This window comes from Paraburkholderia ribeironis, assembly GCF_900019265.1.
In the GTDB taxonomy this organism is placed as follows: Bacteria; Pseudomonadota; Gammaproteobacteria; order Burkholderiales; family Burkholderiaceae; genus Paraburkholderia; species Paraburkholderia ribeironis.
In genome coordinates this window covers 53,729-73,479 of the sequence record NZ_CYGX02000069.1, presented here as the reverse complement: position 1 = coordinate 73,479, position 19,751 = coordinate 53,729, and the positions used below count along the sequence as shown (strand labels likewise).

The window sequence follows — 19,751 nt, the reverse complement described above, 5'->3', positions numbered from 1 at the left end:
CTGTTAGTTTTTAAAGATCATTCGCCAAGAAGCTCTGCTTTCTTCGCGTCCGTCATCAAACGGGAGGCGAATTATGCGATGCGACTCACACCCCGTCAACCCCTTTCAAGCAATTATTTTCAAAAAGTTGAGCACAGCAAAAATCGAAGCACCACGGTGATGGCATCTAATTAGTTAGTTATCCGATACAAATTGGCGCGTCGTCCGGCATCGCAATAGTAATCACCGAAGGATTCAGCATCTTGCGGCATCGTCAGAACAGCCCTCACTACTCAACACTGACGTTTTGCCTTTCACGCGCGCCCGGTTATCCCCACTTTTTGTTCTCAAGCCTGTGGATAACCGTTCCACAACCGCGTCAACTCCTTGAAACAAAAGCCTTCTCACACGTTGCGCAAGAGAGCGCGACCACTCACGTGGCCACGCCCATCACAGTCAACATCAAGCCGACTTCGCCGCCGACCGCTCATTCAAACGCACGAAAGCACTGCGCTCGACCAGTGCGCCGAACAGCAATCCAATCGTCGTCCACATGATCGCCTGCATACCGATCGCGGCGACGCGGAACTTCCACAACAGCACAGCCGGGAAAGCCGCCGGCACTTCATCGATGGTCGGCATCGACAACTGCACCGCCGCGATGATCGCGACGAACACCAGTCCCGCGACAATCGACCCGTTCCATGCGCCGAGTTTCATCACCGTGCGGCGTCGCACTTTCAGCGAAAACACCATCGCCGTCAGCGAGATCGCGATCATCAGAAAGAACAGGCCCGTGCGCGTGCCGATCGTCTCGGGGTCGCCGATGGATGGTGGATTCGCCGGATACTTGATGTTCGGCACGATCACCAGCGCGATGAACGCGCCAAGCGCGAGCCATGCGGACAACGCGCGCACACTCATTGCGCCCACCCGTCCATAGGCGTAAGCGAACACCAGCGAGAACAGGCCGCCGAACGCCGCGCCATACGTCACCACGCCGGTCAACAATCCCAGCCCCGCTTGCGTCGCGCGGCTCACGAGTTCCGGCTCGGGCGCATCGCCGCGTGCGGCATCGGCTTTTTCTTCGAATGCAATCGCCTGAACGACCTGCGGCTCACCCACCAGTCTGGCGAAGCCGAACGTGAGGAGTCCCGCGGCGATGCCTGCGAGCATCCCGCGTACCAACAATTTACCAACCATGTCCGACTCCGTTAGTGGCAGGGAAAGCCGAGCAGATGGCGGCCGTCGTGCACGAACTCATGCACGTACATGCCGGGCACCAGCGACGTGGCGCCCTGTTCCGCACCAACGAAATACAGCGCGAGCAACAGCAGCAATCCGCCGAACACGACCCAGGGCAGCAACTCGCGCAACGGAATCGGGGTGGGTTGAGCCGCGGGCTGAGCAGCGTGATCGAAAACAGCTTCAGTCATGATGGACATCTCCTGGGGTAACGCGCCCCGAAAATAGAGTGCAGAGGAATGGTGCGAAGCTTAGGTCTGGCTTTCGGCTTGATGAAGATGCCGATTACAGTGGCGCGACCGCGCCGGGCTCTCACCGGCTTCCGCGCTTCGCAGTCCCGCTATTCTACGCGCTAGAATTCGGCCTTCGTCTACGTCGGGCCAGCGTGACACGCGCCGGCGTTGCGGGTTGCCGCGGGCTCAAGGGAAATGGACAGAATGGACACGCGACTGTTACTGGTGAGCCACGCAGCGACCGCCGCGCAACGCGCGGGCCGCATCCCTGCTGACGACCCACTCGACGCCCGCGGCCTCGCCGAAGCCGAAGCCGCGCGCATGCGCGTCGCGCTGCCTGGCAACGCGGCCGCCTTCGTCAGCCCGGCCGTCTGCGCGCGCGATACGGCATTGGCGCTCGGCCTCGCGGCGACGGTCGACAGGACGTTGGCGGATATGAACTATGGCAACTGGCAAGGTCGACGCCTCGCCGATCTCGCGAGGCAAGCGCCACACGATCTCGCCGCATGGACCCGCGATCCCGACGCCGCGCCGCATGGTGGCGAGTCGTTCAGTCAACTCGTGACGCGGATGGGAAAATGGCTCGACGCGCTAAACAATCCGACAAGCGGCCTGACGCGTGAGGCGTCGAGCCACACGCGCGAGGTCGTCGCCGTCACGCACGCGCCGCTGCTGCGAGCCGCGATCGTCTACGCACTCGAGGCTTCGCCCACTGTGTTTACGCGCATCGAAATTGCGCCGCTGTCGGTCGTCGAGTTGCGCCGTTCGCAGCGCGGCTGGACGTGGTGGCCAGCATCGATGTAGCGCGTGCCTTGTGGCGAATCAGCCAATCACCCGGCGGCCGTACGCGCTTTCATTAGAAGCTCACGTACCCGTCACCACCAGCCGCACCTTGTTGGAGCCCGACGGCGTCAGTGTGATATCGGTCCGCCGGCCCTTCTCGCCCAGATAAAAGTGCTGGCGTCCCGGCGAGTTCTGATCGTGCGTCGCGTCGGGCAAACACGACGCGACGTCCGCCGCCACCGCTTGCAGCGCGTCCGCAATCGAACCCGCATCGTGATGCGGCGTCCATGTGCACTGGAAGCTGCGATGGCTCGCTGAACATTGCGCGTCGTCGCCATAAGGCTGCGCGACGCCCTTGCCATCGTCCGGCGTCAACGAGGCGAGGCCGTCCGGTGCAGCCGCCACGATCCGTTTGAGCGATGCGCACGGATTGGGTGCATCGTCGGCGCAGGCGCTGCCGGGCAGCCACACACCGAAGCATGCAGTGGCAAGCGCGACGGCCAGTAACCGGTTTCTGTGCATGGCGAATGAGGTTCCTCGAATAGGGCTCACGGGTCGCATCGATGTAATCGACGCGATGGATGGGCTTTAACTCCGCAGCACGCTTCGTGCCTATGCGCTGGACGTGTTGTTACATTGCACATGCAGACTGTGATGGCACGGCGAAAATTTCCAATTCAATAGTTTGCTAACGAATATTTTGGAAATACAATACCGGCCATGCTGAATCTCGATGTCCTGCGCCGCACTGTCAGCAGCACGCTGGTGGTCGCTGCCAGAAAATGGCGGCGCACGAGCCATGACGTGCTCGCGGCATTCAACGTCTCCGAGGCATGCGCCACGCCGCTGCTGACCGCCAGCCGGCTCGGCTCGGCGGTGCGTCAGGTGACGCTGGCCGATCATATCGGCATCGAAGGACCCTCGCTGGTCCGGCTGCTCGATCAGTTGTGCGCGGCGGGCTTGATGCGCCGCGAAGAAGATCCCGAAGACCGCCGGGCGAAAACGGTGGCGCTCACCGAAGAGGGCCGCGCGGTCACCGCGAAAATGGAAGAAGAACTGGTCACGCTGCGCGCGCAGGCGCTCAAAGGCGTGTCGCGCAGCGATCTCGAAGCAACGCTGCGTGTGCTGGGCGCGTTCACCGCAGACACCCCTGGGCGCACTGAGCAAGCCGCCGGCGAACGCGCTCATTCCGCGCGAGACAAGTATCCGCCAGCTGCCCGCAAGACCCGCGAAGCCGCCAGCACGCGCACCTCCAACGAAGTCAAAGCAGACGCAGCGGCGCCGCATCACACTGGCGATCCGGCGTAACGGCTCATGGTCTATCCTTCCCTTCGCGACTGGCTGTTCTCGGTCAAGACGTTCGCCGCGGCCATGATCGCGCTCTACATCGGTCTCGCGCTCCAACTGCAGCGACCGTACTGGGCGATGGCCACCGTCTACATCGTGTCGAATCCGTTCCTCGGCGCGACCCGCTCGAAGGCGCTGTATCGCGCGCTCGGCACCGCGCTCGGCGCGTCGGTGGCGGTGCTGCTGGTGCCGCCGTTCATCGAATCGCCGTATCTGTTCAGCGTGATCATCGCGCTGTGGACCGGCACGATGCTCTATCTGGCCGTATCCGACCGCACTGCGCGCAGCTACGTGTTCATGCTGGCCGCCTATACGACGCCGATCATCGCGCTGCCCTCGGTGACCAATCCGCTAGGCGTGTTCGATCTCGCGATCAGCCGTACCGAAGAAATCACGCTCGGCATCGTCATCGCGAGCATCGTCGGCGGGGCGCTGTTTCCGAGCCGGCTTGCGCCCACCATCATCGAACGCACCGACGCCTGGTTTCGCGATGCCGCGTTCTATGCCACCGAAACGCTGTCCGGGCGGATTGCCGGTGCGGCGATCTCGGCCGCGCGGCAGCGTCTTGCTACCACCATCAACGGTCTGGAATTGCTGCTGAGCCAGCTCGCCTACGATCACACGCGGCCAGACGTGCTGGCGCGTGCGCATGAACTGCGTGGCCGCATGCAGTTGCTGCTGCCGATCATGTCGTCGCTCGCCGATCCGTTGCTCGCGTTGTACAACCGCCGCCATAGCTGGCCCGAGGGCCTCGAAGCGCTGCTCGCCGATGTGATCAAGTGGTTCAATCAGCCGCTGCCTGCCGTCAGCGAGGGCTACCACGCCGACGAGACGGCCAACGCGCTGCGCGAGCGCATCGCGGCCATGCGTCCGCCGCCCGCCGCGCTGGCGAGCTGGGACGGCGTGCTGCTTTCGAACGCGCTATGGCGGATGAAGCAGGTGATCGACGTCTGGCAGGACTGCCGCTCGCTGCGCATCATCATCACGCGCGAAGAAGGCACGTGGCACCCGCATTTTCGCCATTGGCGGCTTGGCGGCACGGAGCGCTTCTACGATCGCGGCATCATGCTGTTCGCGACCTGCTCGGCGGCCGCCGCGGTGGTTCTGGCGTGCAGCCTGTGGATCAGCTCGGGCTGGAATGACGGCGCCAGCGCGGTGACGCTGGCGGCGGTGGCCTGCTGCTTCTTCGCCGCGCTCGACGAACCCGCGCCGATGATGTTCCGCTTCTTCCTCGCCACCGGGGTCAGCGTGCTGGCGGCCGGCGTCTATCTGTTCGCGGTGCTGCCGCACGTGCACGACTTCCCGATGCTGGTGATCCTGTTCGCGGCGCCGTTCATCCTGGTCGGCACGCTGATTCCGCGTCCGCAGTTCAACATGGCCACGGTGCTGGTCGCGGTGAACACGGCCACCTTCATCAGCATTCAGGACGCGTACGACGCCAACTTTCTGGTGTTCCTGAACAGCAATCTCGCAGGCCTGAGCGGCCTGCTGTACGCGTACCTGTGGACTCGTGTGACGCGCCCGTTCGGCGCCGAACTGGCGGCATCGCGGCTGTTGCGCTCGAGCTGGGCCGACGTCGCGCTGACGGCATCGACGCGGCCAATCGAAGACCCGCGCAATCTCGCCGCACGCATGCTCGACCGTCTGATGCAACTGATCCCGCGCCTCGCCGCCACCGACGATTATCGTCATCCGTCGATCGAGAGCTTCCGCGATCTGCGCATCGCGTTCAATGCACTCGATCTGCGCCGCCTGACCCGCAAGCTCGGCGGCGAAGCGCCGGCCGCGATCGACCACGTTCTCGCTGGCGTGCGTGCGTACTACGAAGCCTGCATCGAGCGCCGCGAGCGCGAGCCGGTGCCCGCGAGTCTGATGGCGTTAATCGATACCGCCGTGGCGCGCGTGACCGCGCAGGGACTCGCCAATGCCGCCGCGCCCACCCCGACCTCGCAAACTTCGGCACGCCAGTTGCGCGACGCGCTGCACGCGTTGGTCGGCTTGCGTCTTTCGCTATTCCCGGCCACGCTGACGACACCGCCGCCGCCCGAACCGGAGGCCGCTGCCTGATGCGCCCGCACCCCCTTCCCCACCTTGCTGGCTTCCCGCGATGATCGGTGAAATCGATATCTTCGGTGTATTCGTGCCAGCCGTGCTCGTGTTGATGCTGGTCGCCTATCTGATCAACCTGGTCATCCGCACGGTGCTCGGACGTATCGGCTTTTACCGCTTCGTCTGGCATCGCTCCATCTTCGATCTCGGCATCTATGTGCTGGTGCTGGGCCTTGTCGTTGTCGTTTCGCACAGACTAATAACGTGAAAAAAACCTGGTTCTCCGTCGGTCAGATCCTGCTGACCCTGATCGTCGTCGTAGTGGCAGCTCTCGTGCTGTGGAAACTGGTCGCGTACTACATGTTCGCGCCATGGACCCGCGACGGGCACGTGCGCGCCGACGTGATCCAGGTCGCGCCGGATATCTCGGGGCTGATCTCGTCGGTCGAGGTGGCGGACAACCAGCAGGTCACGCAAGGCCAGGTGCTGTTCGTGATCGATCAGGCCCGCTACACGCTCGCGCTTCGCCAGGCCCAGGCCACCGCGCAGCAACGCCGCGCGACGCTCGACCAGTCGCGCCGCGAAGATGCGCGCAACCGCAAGCTCGGCAATCTGGTCGCCGCCGAAGTCGCGGAAGAAAGCCGCTCGCGCGTCGAGGCCAACGAAGCCGCGCTCGCCGATGCGATCGTGGCGATCGACACCGCGAAGCTGAACCTGCAACGCGCGACGATCGTGAGCCCGGTCGATGGCTATCTGAACGACCGCGCACCGCGTGTCGGCGAATTCGTCTCGGCGGGCCGTGCGGTGGTCGCAGTGGTGGACATGCATTCGTTCCACGTCGACGGCTATTTCGAGGAAACCAAGCTGCACGGCATCCACATCGGCCAACTGGTCGATATCTCGGTGATGGGCGAGCGCAATCCGCTGCGCGGTCACGTACAGAGCATCGTCGCCGGCATCGAAGACCGCGATCGCACGCAAGGCTCGAACCTGCTGCCGAACGTGAATCCGGCGTTCAGCTGGGTGCGGCTCGCGCAACGCATTCCTGTGCGCGTCGCGCTCGACGAAGTGCCCGACGACTTCCGCATGATCGCCGGGCGCACAGCGACCGTGTCGGTGCAAGATCTGTCGCCGCTCAGGCGGCGTCCGGTTGCGGGTGCGGCCGGTGCTTCTGGTGCGGTGGATACGTCGGCGGCGTCGGCCCCGGCATCCGTTGCGGCGACGTCCGCGGTTCCGGCTGCGTCGGCTGCAGTTTCGTCGGGCGCCTCGCAATGAAGCTGTCGCGTACCCTGCCGCTGTTGCCGCTGTTGCCATTGTTGCCGCTCGCCGTCGCGCTCGATGGCTGCATGAACGTCGGTCCCAATTACTCGCTGCCGCAACAGGCGCTGGTCAATGCGCCGTTCGCCAACGCGCCGATCGAAGGCGCCGACTCCACACTGACCTCGCGCAAGAACGTGCCCGCCGTGTGGTGGAAGCTGTACGACGATCCCGTGCTGAACGACCTCGTCGACGAAGCGCTGCACTCGAACACCGAGTTGCGCGTCGCGGCGGCAAATCTCGTGCGCTCGCGTGAAGCGCTGGGCATCGCGCACGCGCAGGGCGGTTTCTCCGGCAAGGCGTCGGCGCAAATCGAACGCGCGCAGGAATCGGCCGAGCAATTCCTGCTCACCGAAAAAATACCGGTGGTCAATGAAGGCGACATCGGCATCAGCGTCTCGTACGAAATCGATCTGTTCGGCAAGCTGCGGCGCGGCGTGGAAGCGGCGCAAGCGGACACCGAATCCGTACAGGCCGCTGCCGACCTCGCGCGGATCACCGTGGTGGCGGACGTGGTGCGCTCGTACGTCGAGCAATGCTCGGCAGCCGAAGAGTTGAGGATCGCGCAACAGTCGCTCACGTTGCAGAAGGAACGCGTGGACGTATCGCGCCGTCTGCGGGACGCGGGCCGCGGCAATCAGCCCGACGTGACGCGTGGCCAAACCCAGGTGGAAACGCTGGCGGCGGATATTCCGCGTTACACCGCGCGCCGCAGGATCGCCCAGTACCGGATCGCCGCGCTGCTCGCCCGCGCGCCGTCCGACCTGCCGCCGGCCGTGCTGGCTTGCGACCGGCTGCCGCAAATCCGCCAGCCGATTCCGGTCGGCGACGGCGCCGCGTTGCTCAAGCGCCGCCCGGACATACGCGAAGCCGAGCGTCAACTCGCGGCCTCGACGGCGCGTATCGGCGTCGCCACCGGCGCGTTGTATCCGACGGTGAGCATCGGTGCATCGGCGGGCTACACCGGGGTTCTCGAAGACATCGGCACGTCGCCGACGGCGCGTTGGGGTTTCGGTCCGCTGATCAGCTGGACCTTCCCCACCAACGGTGCGCGCGGCCGCGTGCGCGAAGCGCAGGCGTCGAGCCAGGTGGCGCTCGCCAAATTCGACGGCGTGGTGCTGACCGCGCTGCGCGAGACCGAGACCAACCTCGCCACCTATGCATCGGACTACGCCCGCGCCCGCTCTTTGCGTGCCGCGCTGAAGTCGGCGGCCGAGTCGGCGGACGAAACGCATCGGCTGTATCTCGCCGGCCGCGAGTCGTTCATTTCGGATCTGGATGCGACGCGCACGCTGACGTCGACGAGGTCTCAGGTGGCGGCGGCGGATGGTCAGGTGGCGATCGATCAGGTCAATCTGTTCCTCGCGCTCGGCGGCGGTTGGGAAACCGATGCGCAGGGCGCGCCCGGCATGAAACAGCCTGGCGCTGCGGCACCCGCGAAGGCCGTGCCGACCTCGGCGGCGACGGGCACGGCCACCGCCACGGCCACGGCCACGGCCACGGCCGCCAAAGCTCGCTAACCCCAAGGCACCCAGACTGGCTGACAAATTATTTTTGACGAACTTTCTTTTGCCTTTCATTTCCGGTTAAATACGCGACACCAACCACACACCACGGGGTCACGTATGTCGCCATTCATGCAAGGCGTAGTCACATTGGGCGGATGCATCGGCATCTTCACGGCAGTGGTCGCCGTTGTGGAACTGCTCGCGAATTGAGCACACGTGGCGTGCGCTGAAGCCGGCTGACGCGCGCTGTCTTTACGCGTCAGCGGCGCTAAACCGGCCGACGCTTCGCGGCCGCCTGGTGGATCGCCGCCCGCACCCGCGGATAGGTGCCGCAACGGCACACGATATGGCTCAGCGCCGCGTCGATGTCCGCATCGGTTGGAGCGGGCTTGTGCCTGAGCAGCGCGCAGGCCGCCATCAGTTGCGCGCTCTGGCAATAGCCGCATTGCACCACGTCGAGATCGAGCCACGCCGCCTTGAGGGCTTGCGCTTCGGCGCCCTGCAGACCCTCGATGGTCGTGATCTTTTGCCCGTGCAGGTCCGACATCAGTGTCTTGCACGCGAGGGATGCGTCGCCATCCAGATGGACCGTGCACGCGCCGCAGATGCCCACGCCGCAACCGAACTTGGTACCGGTCATGCCGAGCTCGCAACGCAGCACCCACAGAAGCGGCATGTCCGGTTCGGCCTGCACCGTCACCGCGCGGCCGTTGATGTTCAGTGATCCCATGCCTGCCTCCTGCGTGATCGAATCCCGGCATTCCCGAATGTCTGCATACGCGGCGCTGCATCCGCTGTGCTGCATCCGCCGTGCGTCAGGCGACCCGCAACGGCAGCGTGCGCAGTCGCTGACCGGTCAGCGCGAACAGCGCATTGGCGACCGCCGGTGCGATCGGCGGCACGCCGGGTTCGCCGACGCCTTGCGGATGCATCTGGCTCGGCATGATGTCGGTTTCGATCACCGGACAATCGTTGATCCGCACCACCGGAAAGTCGGTGAAGTTCTTCTGCTGCACCTGGCCATTGACGATCGTGATCTCGTCCTGCAACGCGGCCGACAAGCCGAACACGATGCCCCCCTCCATCTGCTGACGGATCAGGTTCGGATTGACCGGCAAGCCGCAATCGATCACACACACCACCCGATGCACGCGAATCTGCTTGTTCGGCCCGAGCGACACCTCCGCCACTTGCGCGACGACGCTGCCGAATGCTTCATGCAACGCGACGCCGCGTGCGCGCGGTGCGCCGTCGGCGGCCTTGCTGAGCGAGTGCGCCCAATCCGATAACACGGCGACCCGCTGCAACACCGCCAGATGGCGCGGATGCTGCGCGAGCAGCGCCGCGCGAAACGCGATCGGGTCCCGGCCGGCGGCGACGGCAAGTTCATCGGTGAAGCACTCGGTGAAAAACGCCTGATGCGAATGACCGACGGAGCGCCAGAAGCCGACCGGCACCGGCAACTCAACGATCTTGTGCGCGACGCGTGCGGCGGGCCATTCGTACGGTTGATCGAATGCGCCTTCGCACGTGGTCTTGTCGATCGGAATGCGTGGCACGCCGTAGTAGCGCGCGAGCGCCTCAGGCACGATCGCCTGACCGGCCGATTCGCTATGCCATGCCACCAGTTTGCCGTCCTCATCTAGACCGGCCTCGAGCCGCGCCACGCACGCCGGTCGATAAAAGTCATGCGTGAAGTCCTCTGCGCGCGACCAGATGGTTTGCACGGGACGGCCGCCGCTCTCGCGCGCAATCGCCGCGGCCTGCGCGATGAAATCGAGTTCCAGGCGCCGCCCGAATGCGCCGCCGAGCAATTGCGATTGCACGTCGACCTTGTCGACGTCGAGGTCCAGTACTTTTGCCACGTGATGTTGCGCAAGCCCGGGCATTTGCGTGGAGACCCAGACGGTAGCCGCGCCGTCCGCGACCTGCACGGTGCAGTTGAGCGGCTCGACCGCGCCATGCGCGAGATACGCCGCGTGATACTCGGCGCTGATCGTGTGCGCCGCGCGGCTCATCGCGACATCGACGTCACCGCGGCTAAAGTAAGCGTGGCCGTCGCGGGCCTCGAGCGCCTGCGCGAGGCGGCGGTCCACGTCCGCGCTCGATACGCTCGCGGCAGGGCCGTGGCGCCAATCCACCTTGATCGCCTCGACCGCGTTCATCGCGCGAAACGGATTGTCCGCGATTACCGCGACACCGCCCGTCCCGCCGCTGTATGGCGCGACAACCAACGCCTTGATGAAACCCCGCATGGTTTGGGCGGGCGTCGCGTCGAAAGCGGCGACCGTGCCGCCGAGCGTCGGGCACATCACGACGCTCGCATAGATGAGGCCGTCGGGCAGCGCGTCGATGCCGAAGCGCGCCGTACCATTGATCTTCGACGCCGCTTCGAGCCGGTGCAGCGGTCGGCCGATCAGCTTGAAGTCGGCGGGATCCTTCAGCGTCACCTTGCGCGGCAGCGCCTGTTGCGCGGCCAGCGAAGACAGTTCGCCGAAGCTCGCCCGATGTCCTGACGCATGCAGCACGTAGCCGCTTTCGGCGCGGCATTCGCCGGGTGGCACGTGCCATTGCGCCGCCGCCGCGCTGATCAGCATCGCACGCGCCGAGGCGCCGGCCTCGCGCATCGGCGTATAGAGATCGTTGATGCTCGACGAGCCGCCCGTCATCATCGTGCCCGCTTCCCGCACTGCTTTGCGGGTGAGCCAGACCGTTGCGCGCTTCACGACGCCTTCGTCGTCCGGGCGAAACGGCAGGTCGTCGACGATGGCCTGCACGCTGTTGTAGATTCTGTCGATCGGCGCTTCTTCCACGCGCACCTGCGACCAGTCGGCATCCAGCTCTTCGGCAAGCAACATCGCCAGACCGGTGTGCACGCCCTGTCCCATCTCCGCCTTGCACATCATGATCGTCACGCTGTTGTCGGCGGCGATCTTGACCCACCCATTGAGCGCCGTTTGCGAGCCTTGCGTCGGCAGCGGCGTCGACGTGTTCAGCCGCTCCCTCGGCGGCCACACCGACCAACCGACCAGCAATGCGCCTACTGCACTGGCGCCGCCTAGCAGGAAGGTTCTGCGCTTTAACATGAGATGGCTCGGTCAGCTTGCACGTCGACGGGGAAGCTGCGAAAACGCCAGACCGCCTGACTGTGCTTTTGGCGGAATAGTAATAAGACGGACAGGCGGCCGGGAGACTTAAATTCGCGTGGTCAGGTCAGACGGCCGTGGGGCGGGGCGATGAAGGGGATAGGTCCGGCGCAGGGAGTCGTGGGGCGTTTCATTAAATGTGGCAGGGATGGGTGCGCCGGTGTCGACCGGCGCACCTCGCGTGCGTCTCAATTCATCGCCGGTTCGATCCCGACATGACATCAATCCACACTGCTAGCACCAGAATGCCGCCCTTCACGATCATTTGCCAATAGGCGTCGACATCGAGCATCGACATGCCGTTATCGAGGCTTGCCATCACCAGCGCGCCGATCAATGCGCCGTACACCGTGCCGGAGCCGCCGCGCATCGACGTGCCGCCGATAAAGCACGCGGCGATCGCATCGAGTTCGCCCATCGAGCCGGCCGACGGCGAGCCTGCCGCGAGCCGCGCCGTGTTGACGATCCCGGCGAATGCGCACATCAGTCCCATCAGCGCGAAGATCGCGAGCTTCACGCGGTTGGTATTGACACCCGAGAGCCGCGTCGCTTCGAGGTTCGAACCCACCGCATAGATGCGCCTGCCGAATACCGTCTGCGTCGCGATCCACGTGAAGATTCCCAGCAGCGCGAGCAGCAGCAGAACCGGCACCGGAATGCCGCCGTAACGGTCGAGCGTGGCGACGAAGCCGGCCAGAATCGCGCCCGCGCCGACCACCTTCGCGACGTCCTGCCAGATCGGCACCACCCGCAACTGATAGCGCTGGCGGTTGGCGCGCTGCCGTATCGTCAGGAACGCGAGCAGCACAAACAGCACCACCGCGAGCGTATCGCCCGCGAAGCGCGGCAGGTAGCCCTGGCCGACGAACACGAAACTGTCCGATACCGGCGCGATCGTCGAACCGCCGGTCACGCCAAGCAGAATGCCGCGATACGCGAGCATGCCGCCCAGCCCGACGATGAACGAAGGCACACGCCGATACGTCGACCACCAGCCATTGAACAAGCCGACCGCGACCCCGAGCAGCATCACCGCCGGCACGGTGACGCCGATCGGCCAGTGCCGGTTGACGTCGAGGATCGCCGCCACGCCGCCGAGCAAGCCGAGCAGCGAGCCGACCGACAGATCGATCTCGCCGGCGATGATCACGAACACCATGCCACATGCGAGCATGCCCGTAATCGACATCTGCCGCAGCAGGTTCGACAGATTGCGCGGCGTGACGAACGCGCCGTGCGTGAGCGCCGAAAAGAAAATCCAGATCACGGCCACGGCGATCAGCAACGCAAGAATCTTGTAGCGCGCGAACAGTTGCTGAATACGTTGCGAGCCGCCGAATGCGCCTCGCGGCACGGTATTGTCGGCGCGTTGGGAAGTAACGTCGGGCGTCATGCGGCACTCACTGCGGTTGGGTTCGGGGATAGCTGCACGGGACGGATCGCGGCGCCGAGTATGTCCTCCTGCGTGAGAGCATCGTTGACGAAGTCGCCGCGCAACTCGCCTTCGCCGATCACCAGCACGCGATCGCTGATGCCGAGCACTTCCGGCAATTCGGACGACACCATCACGATCGACATGCCGCGCTGCGCCAGTTGGAAAATCAGCTTGTAAATTTCGTACTTCGCGCCGACATCGACACCGCGCGTCGGTTCATCGAGAATCAGCACCTTCGGATCGGTCAGCAGCATGCGCGTGAGCACGGCCTTCTGTTGATTGCCGCCCGACAGGCTCGCTATCGACAGCATCGGATGCGCGGCGCGCACCGACAGCCGCTTCATTTCCGTGTGGATCGTGTCGAGTTCGGCGGCGGAGTCGATCCGCCCGCCCGATGCGAAACGCTGCAACACCGCGAGCGTGATGTTGTGCCCGACGCTCAGCCCCGGCACGATGCCGTGGCGTTTGCGATCTTCCGGCACCATCGCGATGCCCGCGCGAATCGCATCGTCGGCTCCGCGAATCTTTAGCGGCTTGCCGTCCATCACGACGGTTGCCTCGCTCACGCCGGGATACGCGCCAAAAATCGCCTGCATCAACTCCGTGCGACCCGCGCCCACCAGACCGGCCACACCGAGAATCTCGCCATGCCGCAACGCAAACGACACGTCGTCCACGCGCTTGCGGCGCGGATTGGTCACATCGAAACAGGTGACGTGGCGCGCTTCGAAGATCACGTCGCCGATCGGATGCGGCTCACGCGGAAACAGGTTCTTGATCTCGCGGCCCACCATCAGCGAGATGATGCGGTCGGTGGTGAGCGCGCGCATCGGCTCGGTCGCGACGTGACGGCCATCGCGAATCACGCTGATCGTGTCGCATACCGCCGCCACCTCGTCGAGCTTGTGCGAAATGTACACGCAGGCAATGCCGCGCCGCTTCAGGTCGCGCACGATGTCGAGCAGATTGGCGATTTCCGACGCGCTCAGCGACGACGACGGTTCATCCAGAATCAGCAGCTTGGCGCGCTTGTTCAGCGCTTTCGCGATCTCGATCAGTTGCTGATGGCCGCCGCCGTAATTCATGACTGGCTGCGCGGCATTGATTCCGCTGATGCCGAGTTCACGCAGCAGTTCGTCGGCGCGCTGGTACATGGCCGCATAATTCATGCGGCCGCCGGGCAGCGTGATCTCATTGCCGAGAAAGATGTTCTCCGCCACCGACAACTCTGGCACCAGCATCAATTCCTGGTGAATGATGATGATGCCGGCGCGTTCCGTGTCGCGCACGCTGGCCGCCTTCAGCGGCTCGCCTTCCCAGCTTATTTCGCCATCCCAGGTACCGTGCGGGTACACGCCGGACAGCACTTTCATCAGCGTCGACTTGCCCGCGCCGTTCTCGCCGCACAGGCCCACGCATTCGCCCGGTGCGACCGTCAGGTCGATGCCGTCGAGCGCTTTCACGCCGGAAAAGGCTTTGACGATGCCGCGCATCGTCAGTAGAGGTTGCGTCATTCGCTATGCCTCGGTGCAAGGCGCGCAGCGGGCCTCGCGATGCGCACGACACGCACCGCAGTCCGCCGCGCACACGTTACGCTCATTGGCTCGCGAGCTGGGCCTGGCTATAGAAGCCGTCCTTGACGACCACATCGACATTGCTCTTGGTCAGCAACGTGGGTTGCAGCAGCACCGTGTCGACCTTCTTCTTGCCGTTGTCGTATTGCGCGTTATAGGCGGGCTTGTCGCCCTTCGCGAGCGCCACCGAGAGTTTCGCCGCTTCGCCGGCAATCAGCTTCAGCGGTTTGTACACGGTCATGGTCTGCGTTCCGGCGATCACGCGCTTCACCGCCGCGAGGTCCGCGTCCTGACCCGACACCGGCACCTTGCCCGCCATGTGCTGCGCGGCCAGCGCCTGGATCGCGCCGCCCGCAGTGCCGTCGTTCGACGCAACGATCGCGTCGATCTTGTTGTTGTTGGCCGTCAGCGCATCTTCGACGATCCGCAGCGCGGTCGACGCGCTCCACTCAGGCACCCACTGCTGCCCGACCACCTTGATGTCACCCTTGTCGATCGCAGGCTTGAGCACCTTCAGCTGACCTTCGCGCAGCATCTTCGCATTGTTGTCGGTCGGCGCGCCGCCGAGCAGGAAATAGTTGCCCTTCGGCTGCGCGTTGTAGACGCCTTGCGCCTGCAATTCGCCGACCTTCTCGTTGTCGAAGGAGATATAGCCGTCCACATCGGCGTCGAGAATCAGACGGTCATACGAGACCACCTTGATGCCCGCTTTCTTCGCCTCGGCGACCACGTTGCCGAGCGTCTTCGAATTGAACGGCACGATCACGATCACATCGACGCCGCGCGAGATCAGGTTTTCGATCTGCGAAATCTGGCGCTCCTCGCTTGCGTCGGCGGATTGCACCGATACTTTCGCGCCGAGCTTCTCCGCTGCGGCCACAAAGTAGTCGCGATCGCGCGACCACCGTTCGACACGCAGATCGTCGATACAGAAGCCGATTTCCGGATGATCCTTGCTGGCATGCGCGAGCGGCGCGGCAAGCGAAAGACTGGCGAGCACCGCTCCACACACCAGCGAGCTCAGTACGTTACGACGCGTAGCGAATTTCATCTCTGTCTCCTTCTTGTGATAGCCGGAATACCGGATTGTTTTGCGCGATCAGCGTAGTCGCACGATTCTTCTACGAAGCTTGCAGCTCCTGTTGCATACACCGGATGCGTTTCAGCGTCCGCTATAAATTGCCTGATTGACGATGTTCTCCATCCGCTCCTGCTGACCGCTTGCGTGCTGCGGATTGAGACCGCGCGCCAACGCATCGTCGGCCAGAGTGGACAGTGCATAGTCGCCCGCGAGGATCTTGCGGCCGAACTCCGCGTTCCAGCCCGCATAGCGTTGACGTTTGAACTGCTCGAGACGATCGTTTTCGATCAGCACCGCCGCGCGCTCGACGGCAAGCGCGAGGTTATCGATCGCACCGATGTGGCCGTAGAACAGATCTTCCGGATCGACGCTTTGCCGCCGCACCTTCGAGTCGAAGTTCATGCCGCCCGTCGTGAAGCCGCCGTGTCTGAGGATCTCGTAGAACGCCAGTGTCAGTTCTTCGACGCTATTCGGGAACTGATCGGTGTCCCAACCGTTTTGCGGATCGCCGCGATTGGCGTCGACGCTGCCGAAAATCCCGAGCGCGTACGCAGTCGCGATCTCGTGATGAAACGAGTGGCCCGCGAGCGTCGCATGATTGGCCTCGATGTTCACGCGGATGGCCTTGTCGAGTCCGTGTTGCAGCAGGAAGCCGTGCACGGTCGCAACGTCATAATCGTATTGATGCTTGGTCGGCTCCTGCGGCTTCGGTTCGATCAGGAGCGAGCCCTTGAAGCCGATTTTCTGCGCATGGTCGACCACCATGTGCAGGAAGCGGGCGAGTTGCTCGCGTTCGCGCACGAGGTCGGTATTGAGCAGCGTGTCGTAGCCTTCGCGGCCACCCCACAACACATAGTTCTCGCCGCCGAGCCGCTGCGTCGCGTCGAGCGCGTGGCGCACCTGGGTCGCGGCATACGCGAAGATCTCGGGGTCGGGACTGGTCGCCGCGCCGGCCGCGTAACGTGGATGCGAGAACAGATTGGCCGTGCCCCACAGCAGTTTGACGCCGGTGTCCTGCTGCTTGCGCGCGAGATAGTCGGCGATGCGGGCAAAGTTCTCGCTGTATTCGTTCAGGCTCGCACCTTCGGGCGCGACGTCGGTGTCGTGAAAGGTGTAGTAGGGCGTGCCGAGCCTGGAGAAGAACTCGAACGCGGCGTCGGCTTTCTGATGCGCCCGCTCCATCGCATCGCCGGCTTGCTGCCAGGGACGCTTGAATGTGCCTTGCCCGAAAATATCGACGCCCGGCCACACGAACGTATGCCAGTAGCACACGGCGATGCGCAGATGTTCTTCGAGCGTCTTGCCGAGGACCCGTTTGCTTTTGTCGTAGTGACGGTACGCAAGCGGGTTGTCCGATTGTGGGCCTTCATAACGGATCTTGGGAATGTGTTCGAAGTAAGACATCGGCGTCTCCAGTGTATGTTGCACCGCAACCCGTGCGGCGTCGCCGCGCCGGTCCACAGGGTGACGCCATGCTGCCGCGTGCGCGGTACATCGGCAATTGCGAAATTGCGCAGCGTGCTTGATGTTTCTTACCGCCCGCGCGTTTGTTTGGCACCGGCGCACGATTCGCGGCCTAGAATAACGGACGCTTAAAAACCGGCGCCGCGTCAGGCGCCCACCGACCTGGAGACAAGGGCGCGTGGTTCCCGCAACGCGCGCCGCTCACCGCCATGACCCGTCCGCAAACACCACAGACGACCCATCGGATCGCGCTGCTGTTCAACGCGAACAAGGTTTATGACCGCGAGATCATCACCGGCATCGGCAACTATCTGCTGTCGACGCGCGTCGCATGGGATCTCTTTCTGGAAGAAGATTTTCGCTGCCGGCTAACGGGCATCGAGCGCTTCGACGGCGACGGCATCATCGCGGACTTCGACGACCCCGCCGTCGATGAAGCGCTGCGCGGTTGCCGGTTGCCGGTGGTGGCGGTCGGCTCGTCGTTCGAAGATCCGGCGCACTACCCTCCGGATTTACCCTATATCGCGACCGACAACAGCAAGCTCGTGTCGCTCGCCTATACGCATCTGATCGGCTCGGGCCTCGAACACTTCGCGTTGTACAGCCTGCCGCAAGCGCAGGAAAACCGCTGGGCGCAACAGCGCGAACTCGCGTTCACCCATCTGCGCAGCGCGGACGGACGCAGCGCCGCGCAGATCGACAGCGAGATCTATCGCGGCCTGTCGACGAGCGCGCCGTCGTGGAACCAGGCGATCGAACAGCTCACTACTTGGCTGCGGCAGTTGCCCAAGCCGGTCGGCATCATCGCGGTGACCGACGCGCGGGCACGGCATCTGCTGCAAGCATGTTTGATCGCGGGTATTCCGGTGCCCGAGGAGGTCGCGATCATCGGCATCGACAACGATCCGCTCACGCGTACGTTGACGCGCATTCCGCTGTCGTCGGTAATCCAAGGCACCGAGGAAATGGGCCGCACCGCCGCGCACGTTCTGCATCAGATGCTGCACGGCGCGCGTTTTCCAGGGCGACGCATTCTCGTGCCGCCGGTCGGCATCAACGTGCTCGAATCGACCCGGCATCAGCCGCTCGCCAGTCCGTACGTGATGCGAGCGCGGCACTTCATCCGGCAGTACGCATGCCAGGGGATTCGCACCGAACAGGTGGCCGATTACGTAGGCGTGTCGCGCTCGTCGCTCGAAGAGTATTTTCGGCGCGAGCGGCAGTGCACCGTGCACCAGGAAATCCTGCGGCACAAGCTCGACGTCGCGAAGGCGCTGCTGGCCAAGCGCGACGCGTCGAGCGCGGAAGTGGCGATCCGTTGCGGCTTCACGTCGCTGCAATACATGTACGCAGTGTTTCGCCGCGAACTGGGCTGCACGCCGCGCGAATACCAGGAGCGCGCCAATTCGACGACCGCGGCCGGCTGAGCATGCCTTCTCCCTTTTATTTCCACCGATCACATGAACAGCATCGCACAACTTTCTTCTGAGCCGTGGGGCACGTTGCACGGCGGCGATCGCGTCCGGCTCTACACGCTTCGCAATGCGCACGGTATGAAAGTCGCCATTAGCGACCTCGGCGCGACACTGGTGTCGTGGCACGCGCCGGATCGCGCCGGACGTCTCGGCGACATCCTGCTCGGCTACGACACACCCGCCGAGTATGTGGCGGCCACGACCTACATGGGCGGTTTGATTGGCCGCTGGGCGAATCGCATTGCCGAAGCGCGCTTCACGCTCGACGGCATCGAATACACGCTCGATCGCAACGAAGGCGCAAACCTGCTGCATGGCGGCACGGTGGGTTTTCATCGCGCGCTATGGGACGTCAGCGAAGACAATGGCGCGTTGCTGATGCGCCTGGAATCGCCCGAAGGCGACGCGGGTTTTCCGGGCAACGTGACCACCCAGGTGCGCTACTCGCTCGACGACGACGGCACGTTGACCATCGCCTACGAGGCGATCACCGATGCGGCGACGCCGCTCAATCTGACGAATCATGCGTACTTCAATCTGGCGGGCCGGCCGGGCACCGACATACACGGCCACGTGTTGTCGATCGATGCGGAGCAATTCTTCGAAGTCGACACCGCATTGATTCCGTGCAGGCTTGCCGACGTGGCGGGCAATGCGTTCGATTTCAGGCAGAGCGCGCCGATCGGCGCGCGGCTGGACTGGCCGCATACGCAACTGGCGAGGGCCGGCGGCTTCGATCATTGCTACGTGCTGCGCGATGCATCCGACGCCGGCACGACGACAGGTGCGACCAAAGGCACGCGGCCGATGCGCGAGGTGGCCTGTGCGTACGACCCCGGCAGCGGACGCGAATTGACCGTGTCGACCGATCAACGCGGCTTACAGTTCTATAGCGGCAACTTCCTGAAAGGCGACCTGGGACGCGCCGGCGCCAGATATCAGCGGCATGCCGGATTGTGTCTGGAAGCCGCAGCCTTTCCGAACCAGGTGAACATGGCCACGCAGGAAGAGGTGATCCTGCGGCCCGGCGCGACATACCGGCAGGTGACGGCTTATCGGGTCGATGTGCGCAACGGCGTGTAATGCGTTTGCTGGAGTCTTACGCCCGACATTAC

General features: G+C 64.2%; 17 protein-coding genes. 8 read left to right on the top strand and 9 right to left on the bottom strand.

Annotated elements, in window-relative coordinates:
* Positions 1-441 precede the first annotated feature (441 nt).
* Both BN2475_RS26920 and BN2475_RS26915 read right to left on the bottom strand, forming a co-directional pair.
* Positions 442-1,182 carry a CbtA family protein gene (locus tag BN2475_RS26920; protein ID WP_094782500.1) on the bottom strand — a complete coding sequence of 247 codons (741 nt, stop codon included), beginning with the start codon at positions 1,180-1,182 and terminating at the stop codon, positions 442-444.
* A gap of 11 nt (positions 1,183-1,193) precedes the next feature.
* A complete protein-coding gene (locus tag BN2475_RS26915) occupies positions 1,194-1,415 on the bottom strand; it encodes a CbtB domain-containing protein (RefSeq protein WP_094782505.1) in 222 nt (73 codons plus the stop codon).
* A 246-nt stretch (positions 1,416-1,661) separates the two neighbouring features.
* Between BN2475_RS26915 and BN2475_RS26910 the strand changes: the two genes are divergently transcribed.
* Positions 1,662-2,261 (top strand): histidine phosphatase family protein, encoded by a 600-nt coding sequence (locus tag BN2475_RS26910; protein ID WP_094782499.1) that lies wholly within the window; start codon positions 1,662-1,664, stop codon positions 2,259-2,261.
* Positions 2,262-2,321: 60 nt separating this feature from the next.
* Here the strand turns inward: BN2475_RS26910 and BN2475_RS26905 are convergent, their stop codons facing one another.
* The gene (locus BN2475_RS26905) at positions 2,322-2,762 is read right to left on the bottom strand and encodes a hypothetical protein (protein WP_094782498.1); all 441 of its coding nucleotides are present in this window, start codon (positions 2,760-2,762) and stop codon (positions 2,322-2,324) included.
* Positions 2,763-2,960: 198 nt separating this feature from the next.
* On the opposite strand from BN2475_RS26905, the gene BN2475_RS26900 reads away from it, so the two are divergent.
* Genes BN2475_RS26900 through BN2475_RS26880 form a run of 5 tightly spaced genes read left to right on the top strand, consistent with a single transcriptional unit; the run spans position 2,961 to position 8,473 of the window.
* Positions 2,961-3,548 carry a MarR family winged helix-turn-helix transcriptional regulator gene (locus BN2475_RS26900; protein WP_094782497.1) on the top strand — a complete coding sequence of 196 codons (588 nt, stop codon included), beginning with the start codon at positions 2,961-2,963 and terminating at the stop codon, positions 3,546-3,548.
* A 6-nt stretch (positions 3,549-3,554) separates the two neighbouring features.
* Positions 3,555-5,654 carry an FUSC family protein gene (locus tag BN2475_RS26895; protein ID WP_094782496.1) on the top strand — a complete coding sequence of 700 codons (2,100 nt, stop codon included), beginning with the start codon at positions 3,555-3,557 and terminating at the stop codon, positions 5,652-5,654.
* A gap of 40 nt (positions 5,655-5,694) precedes the next feature.
* Positions 5,695-5,904, top strand: a complete 210-nt coding sequence (locus BN2475_RS26890) for a DUF1656 domain-containing protein (RefSeq protein WP_094782495.1) — start codon at positions 5,695-5,697, stop codon at positions 5,902-5,904.
* A complete protein-coding gene (locus BN2475_RS26885) occupies positions 5,901-6,911 on the top strand; it encodes an efflux RND transporter periplasmic adaptor subunit (protein WP_094782494.1) in 1,011 nt (336 codons plus the stop codon). Before BN2475_RS26890 ends, BN2475_RS26885 begins: the two co-directional genes overlap by 4 nt.
* Positions 6,908-8,473 carry an efflux transporter outer membrane subunit gene (locus BN2475_RS26880; protein WP_094782493.1) on the top strand — a complete coding sequence of 522 codons (1,566 nt, stop codon included), beginning with the start codon at positions 6,908-6,910 and terminating at the stop codon, positions 8,471-8,473. The genes BN2475_RS26885 and BN2475_RS26880 overlap by 4 nt, the downstream gene beginning before the upstream one ends.
* Before the next feature lie 256 nt (positions 8,474-8,729).
* On the opposite strand, the gene BN2475_RS26875 is transcribed toward BN2475_RS26880, so the two are convergent.
* The 6 genes from BN2475_RS26875 to xylA all read right to left on the bottom strand — a co-directional run bounded on the left by BN2475_RS26875 (position 8,730) and on the right by xylA (position 17,101).
* Positions 8,730-9,191 carry a (2Fe-2S)-binding protein gene (locus BN2475_RS26875; protein WP_094782504.1) on the bottom strand — a complete coding sequence of 154 codons (462 nt, stop codon included), beginning with the start codon at positions 9,189-9,191 and terminating at the stop codon, positions 8,730-8,732.
* Positions 9,192-9,276: 85 nt separating this feature from the next.
* Positions 9,277-11,547, bottom strand: a complete 2,271-nt coding sequence (locus BN2475_RS26870; protein ID WP_094782492.1) for a xanthine dehydrogenase family protein molybdopterin-binding subunit — start codon at positions 11,545-11,547, stop codon at positions 9,277-9,279.
* A gap of 253 nt (positions 11,548-11,800) precedes the next feature.
* The gene (locus tag BN2475_RS26865) at positions 11,801-13,000 is read right to left on the bottom strand and encodes a sugar ABC transporter permease (protein WP_094782491.1); all 1,200 of its coding nucleotides are present in this window, start codon (positions 12,998-13,000) and stop codon (positions 11,801-11,803) included.
* A complete protein-coding gene (xylG, locus tag BN2475_RS26860; protein ID WP_094782490.1) occupies positions 12,997-14,556 on the bottom strand; it encodes a D-xylose ABC transporter ATP-binding protein in 1,560 nt (519 codons plus the stop codon). The genes BN2475_RS26865 and xylG overlap by 4 nt, the downstream gene beginning before the upstream one ends.
* 82 nt (positions 14,557-14,638) lie before the next feature.
* Entirely contained in the window at positions 14,639-15,667 is a 1,029-nt protein-coding gene (xylF, locus tag BN2475_RS26855) for a D-xylose ABC transporter substrate-binding protein (RefSeq protein ID WP_094782489.1), read from the bottom strand.
* Positions 15,668-15,778: 111 nt separating this feature from the next.
* Positions 15,779-17,101 carry a xylose isomerase gene (gene xylA, locus BN2475_RS26850; protein WP_094782503.1) on the bottom strand — a complete coding sequence of 441 codons (1,323 nt, stop codon included), beginning with the start codon at positions 17,099-17,101 and terminating at the stop codon, positions 15,779-15,781.
* Between the two features lie 269 nt (positions 17,102-17,370).
* On the opposite strand from xylA, the gene BN2475_RS26845 reads away from it, so the two are divergent.
* Both BN2475_RS26845 and BN2475_RS26840 read left to right on the top strand, forming a co-directional pair.
* A complete protein-coding gene (locus BN2475_RS26845; RefSeq protein WP_094782488.1) occupies positions 17,371-18,588 on the top strand; it encodes a XylR family transcriptional regulator in 1,218 nt (405 codons plus the stop codon).
* A gap of 33 nt (positions 18,589-18,621) precedes the next feature.
* Entirely contained in the window at positions 18,622-19,719 is a 1,098-nt protein-coding gene (locus tag BN2475_RS26840) for an aldose epimerase family protein (RefSeq protein WP_094782487.1), read from the top strand.
* Positions 19,720-19,751 lie beyond the last annotated feature (32 nt).

Bases quoted from the DNA above. Each gene is read 5' to 3' on its own strand.
- BN2475_RS26920 (WP_094782500.1), bottom strand. From the start codon at position 1,182: ATGGTTGGTAAATTGTTGGTACGCGGGATGCTCGCAGGCATCGCCGCG.
- BN2475_RS26915 (WP_094782505.1), bottom strand. From the start codon at position 1,415: ATGACTGAAGCTGTTTTCGATCACGCTGCTCAGCCCGCGGCTCAACCC.
- BN2475_RS26910 (WP_094782499.1), top strand. From the start codon at position 1,662: ATGGACACGCGACTGTTACTGGTGAGCCACGCAGCGACCGCCGCGCAA.
- BN2475_RS26905 (WP_094782498.1), bottom strand. From the start codon at position 2,762: ATGCACAGAAACCGGTTACTGGCCGTCGCGCTTGCCACTGCATGCTTC.
- BN2475_RS26900 (WP_094782497.1), top strand. From the start codon at position 2,961: ATGCTGAATCTCGATGTCCTGCGCCGCACTGTCAGCAGCACGCTGGTG.
- BN2475_RS26895 (WP_094782496.1), top strand. From the start codon at position 3,555: ATGGTCTATCCTTCCCTTCGCGACTGGCTGTTCTCGGTCAAGACGTTC.
- BN2475_RS26890 (WP_094782495.1), top strand. From the start codon at position 5,695: ATGATCGGTGAAATCGATATCTTCGGTGTATTCGTGCCAGCCGTGCTC.
- BN2475_RS26880 (WP_094782493.1), top strand. From the start codon at position 6,908: ATGAAGCTGTCGCGTACCCTGCCGCTGTTGCCGCTGTTGCCATTGTTG.
- BN2475_RS26875 (WP_094782504.1), bottom strand. From the start codon at position 9,191: ATGGGATCACTGAACATCAACGGCCGCGCGGTGACGGTGCAGGCCGAA.
- BN2475_RS26870 (WP_094782492.1), bottom strand. From the start codon at position 11,547: ATGTTAAAGCGCAGAACCTTCCTGCTAGGCGGCGCCAGTGCAGTAGGC.
- BN2475_RS26865 (WP_094782491.1), bottom strand. From the start codon at position 13,000: ATGACGCCCGACGTTACTTCCCAACGCGCCGACAATACCGTGCCGCGA.
- xylG (WP_094782490.1), bottom strand. From the start codon at position 14,556: ATGACGCAACCTCTACTGACGATGCGCGGCATCGTCAAAGCCTTTTCC.
- xylF (WP_094782489.1), bottom strand. From the start codon at position 15,667: ATGAAATTCGCTACGCGTCGTAACGTACTGAGCTCGCTGGTGTGTGGA.
- xylA (WP_094782503.1), bottom strand. From the start codon at position 17,101: ATGTCTTACTTCGAACACATTCCCAAGATCCGTTATGAAGGCCCACAA.
- BN2475_RS26845 (WP_094782488.1), top strand. From the start codon at position 17,371: ATGACCCGTCCGCAAACACCACAGACGACCCATCGGATCGCGCTGCTG.
- BN2475_RS26840 (WP_094782487.1), top strand. From the start codon at position 18,622: ATGAACAGCATCGCACAACTTTCTTCTGAGCCGTGGGGCACGTTGCAC.